Source organism: uncultured Oscillibacter sp. (assembly GCF_910587525.1).
In the GTDB taxonomy this organism is placed as follows: domain Bacteria; phylum Bacillota; class Clostridia; order Oscillospirales; family Oscillospiraceae; genus Oscillibacter.
In genome coordinates this window covers 1-3,436 of record NZ_CAJULS010000187.1, presented here as the reverse complement: position 1 = coordinate 3,436, position 3,436 = coordinate 1, and the positions used below count along the sequence as shown (strand labels likewise).

Here is a 3,436-nt window from a genome sequence, read left to right as displayed (position 1 = left end):
ATTTGTGGGATGAAACACTCTATAAGCGGGCGTTCAGAGTTCCCAAAAGTGTTGAGGAATTGATTTTTGATGCAGAGCAGCGGGAACTGCTCAATAAAGCTATTGCCGCGCTCCCGGAAATCCAGCGGCGGCGGTTTCTGCTCTACCATGAGTATGACCTCAACTACCGCCAGATTGGTGAGATGGAGCATTGTAGGCCGCAGTCAATCAGGCACTCGGTTATTCGGGCCAGAGAAAAGATAAAGGCCGAGATAGAAAAGTATCGGGCTGGGTGATATTGAGATACCCTCATATCTTTGGATATGGGGGTATCTGCTAAATGTTCTCTAATGGAATTTTACTGATGTAAAAGCGGAGCGCAGCGCTCCGCTTTTTGCTACGCGTTTTTAAGGATATCCCCCGCCAGGGCCATCTGCTCTGGGGTCAGGTCCCACTCCGGGGAGAACTCCGCCAGCCGGTCCGGGAAGACCAGGAGCCAGGTGTCCCGGGGTTCGCCGTTCAGAAGCTGGCGGTAAGCTGCCTCCGCGTCCCAGGGGGCGGCGGGGACCTCCTCCCAGGTGTAGACCCAGGAGAAACTGGCCATTCGATGGGAGTAGGTCTCTTCCTGAGGGTCCAAGGTGTTTTGCAGGACCATATCATACAGCCAGCCTTGGGGCATAGTGATTTTGTAGCTGAGCCAGATCCTCTCGTCTTCCGTCAGAACGGTTTCCCGGCAGCTGCGCCGGAGCACGAATACGGAGCCCTGGGAGTACGCGTACCGCCGGATATGGTCATATTCCCTCCCGGTAAGGTCAGAAATGGTGAGAGGCAGGTCTATGGGGGATACGTCCCACTCCTCGCTGCGATACATGTAAGTATCGCCGTTGTTTCCGCTAAACCAGCCGCCGTGGATGGCGGCATAGCTCAGCCCGCCCGCCAGCACTATGGCCAGAACCACGTCCGCCAGCAGAGTGAGGAAGAGGTTCAGCCCCCAGGAGGCTTTCATCCGCCGGAGGAGGGCCGTGGTTTTTCGCAGCAGGAAGACCAGCAGGCAGACGAGGAGCATATGGACCGCGAAATAGATCACCGGGCCCTTCTGACCTGCCGCCAGCTGCGACAGAAGGTACAGGCCCGTCCAGGGGATCAGGAAGCCGTAGGCCGCCCGGTTGATCCACTGGAGTTTTCCGGGGCTGGCGCAGGGGCCGCCCTGGGCCACGGACCGGGAGGACCGCCGGTACCAGCGCCAGTAGAGCCCAAGGGTGATGGACAGGATTGCAGACAGGAGGAAGAGCAGCGGGCCGATAAACAGATAGGCGCTGTTCTCCAGAATGCGGAGCGGATCAGCGGCCAGCGTGCAGACGAACCAGACGGACACCGCCAGGGAGAGGATTAGAAAGACGGTGTTGGAAGGCAGGTAGTTCCGCTTCATGGACCTGTGGACGGTCTCCAGCCGGACGGATTCCTCCGTCTCCAGGGGGACCGGGTCCTCCGCCTCGGAGCAGTAGATCTGCATCTGGAACCAGTCGCACACCTTCTCCCAACCGGCGGCGGCACACAGCTCCTTCAGCGTCTGCTGCCGCTCCGTGGGGCCGGGGTTGAACTGGGAGGCGTCCTGGATGTAAGTGACGGCGTAGCGGACTTTCCCCGGTTCTGCCCGGCGGTATTTCCACAGCCGCGCGCCGATGCTCTCCAGCCGCCAGCCCTTGGCGGCCATGGCGGAGAGGTGCTCCTCCACGTGTTTGTAGTCGTACAGGAACAGGTTTTCCATACAGTATTTTGTGCTCTTCACTCCAGACGCCTCCTTTCGTTGGTGCAGGACTCATAGTCCGCTGTCAGGATTTGCAGGCGGCGGTACTCCTCCTCCAGGGCCTTGTGTCCAGCTTCCGTGATGAGATAGCTGCGCTTCCGGCCCTCCACTTTCGTCTCCCGAATCATCCCCGCATGGAGAAAGCTGTCCAGCAGACTGTACAGTGTCCCCGGTCCCACGGTGACCCGGTCCCGCGTCAATTGGCGTACCTGCTCCATCACATCCGTGCCGCAGCACTCTGTCCGCAGGCACAGCAGAATGTAGAACATCTGCTCCGTCAGAGTCTGAAATTTTGCCCGGGCCATGGTCTCACTCTCCCAAAATTATCGAATATCGATGTTCTTAATGCACAGCTTATCATCGAATATCGATATTGTCAAGGAAAAATTTTTGCCCGGGTCTTTTTCTTGCCTTTTGGGAAACATCGTAGTATACTGCTTAAGATAATATTTTAAAAAGAGGGATTTGACATGACGTATTCATTTACCCCCCGGGGTATCTGCGCCCGGGAGATCATCGTGGACGTGGACGAGCAGGGCGTGATCCAAAATCTCCAGATCGTGGGCGGCTGCGACGGCAATCACAAGGGGCTGGCCGCCCTGGTAAAGGGTATGAAGGCCCGGGAGGCAATGGAGCGGCTTAAGGGCATCTCCTGCGGCCCCCGGCCCACCTCCTGCCCGGACCAGCTGGCCCAGGGCCTGGAGAAGATTCTGGCCCAAAATTGAGGGCCGGAAGTTCAGGAGGCGGCCATGAAGATCGTATTGGTCATCGACCAGTTTGACGACGCCAACAACGGCACCACCATCAGCGCCCGCCGCTTTGCCTCCGCCTTGAAGGCCCACGGCAACGAGGTGCGGGTCATCGCCACCGGGAAGCCGGCGGACTACAAGTACGCGGTGCGCCAGATGCGGTTTTTCCCCATTGTGGAGCACCTGATCACCAGCCAGGGAATGCGTCTGGCCATTCCCAATAAGCATGTTTTTGAAAAAGCGGCAGCCTGGGCGGACGTGGTCCATTTCATGATGCCCTCGCCCCTGGCCATCATGGGCCTGCGGCATGTGGAGAAGATCGGTATTCCCCACACGGCGGCCTTTCACTGCCAGCCGGAGAACATCACCTTTACGCTCCATATGGGCAACAGCCGCCGGATAAACGACTTTGTGTACGGTAAATTCCGGGATACGTTTTTCAACCGATTCACCCATATCCACTGCCCCAGCAATATGATTGCAAACCAGCTTCGCGAACACGGGTACACTGCGCAGCTCCACGTGATCTCCAACGGCATCAGCCCGGAGTACGCCTACGGCAAGCGGTCCAAGGAGGAGTGGATGGAGGGCTTTTTCAACATCCTCATGGTGGGCCGGTACGCCGGAGAGAAGCGGCAGGATGTGTTGATTGAGGCCGCAGCGAAATGCTGTCACGCCAGGGAGATCCAGGTGATTCTGCCAGGCAAAGGGCCCCTTGAGAAAAAGTACCGCCGCCTGGCGGAAAAGCTTCCCAATCCCGTGATTATGGGCTTTTACGAGCCCGCCCGGCTCATTGAGATCCTCCATATGGCGGATCTGTACGTCCATACCTCTGACGCGGAGATAGAGGCCATGAGCTGCATGGAGGCCTTTGCCTGCGGCCTGGTGCCCGTCATCGCGG

5 protein-coding genes are annotated in these 3,436 nt (G+C 58.3%); 3 read left to right on the top strand and 2 right to left on the bottom strand.

Features of this window, described 5'->3' with window-relative positions; translation table 11 throughout:
* A partial coding sequence (locus QZ326_RS12080) for an RNA polymerase sigma factor (RefSeq protein WP_295745568.1) occupies positions 1-275 on the top strand: 275 nt, incomplete at its 5' end.
* Positions 276-376: 101 nt separating this feature from the next.
* Here the strand turns inward: QZ326_RS12080 and QZ326_RS12075 are convergent.
* Both QZ326_RS12075 and QZ326_RS12070 read right to left on the bottom strand, forming a co-directional pair.
* Positions 377-1,768, bottom strand: coding sequence for a DUF2812 domain-containing protein (locus QZ326_RS12075; RefSeq protein ID WP_295745565.1), 1,392 nt, complete (start codon positions 1,766-1,768; stop codon positions 377-379).
* Positions 1,765-2,091, bottom strand: coding sequence for a PadR family transcriptional regulator (locus tag QZ326_RS12070; RefSeq protein ID WP_295745563.1), 327 nt, complete (start codon positions 2,089-2,091; stop codon positions 1,765-1,767). The genes QZ326_RS12075 and QZ326_RS12070 overlap by 4 nt, the downstream gene beginning before the upstream one ends.
* A gap of 165 nt (positions 2,092-2,256) precedes the next feature.
* Here QZ326_RS12070 and QZ326_RS12065 point away from each other — a divergent pair, with 165 nt between their 5' ends.
* Together QZ326_RS12065 and QZ326_RS12060 are read left to right on the top strand one after the other, a co-directional pair.
* On the top strand, positions 2,257-2,511 hold the full coding sequence (locus QZ326_RS12065) for a TIGR03905 family TSCPD domain-containing protein (RefSeq protein ID WP_295745561.1): 255 nt from the start codon (positions 2,257-2,259) through the stop codon (positions 2,509-2,511).
* Positions 2,512-2,535: 24 nt separating this feature from the next.
* Positions 2,536-3,436, top strand: a 901-nt coding sequence (locus QZ326_RS12060; RefSeq protein WP_295745558.1) for a glycosyltransferase, incomplete at its 3' end; no start/stop codon positions are given.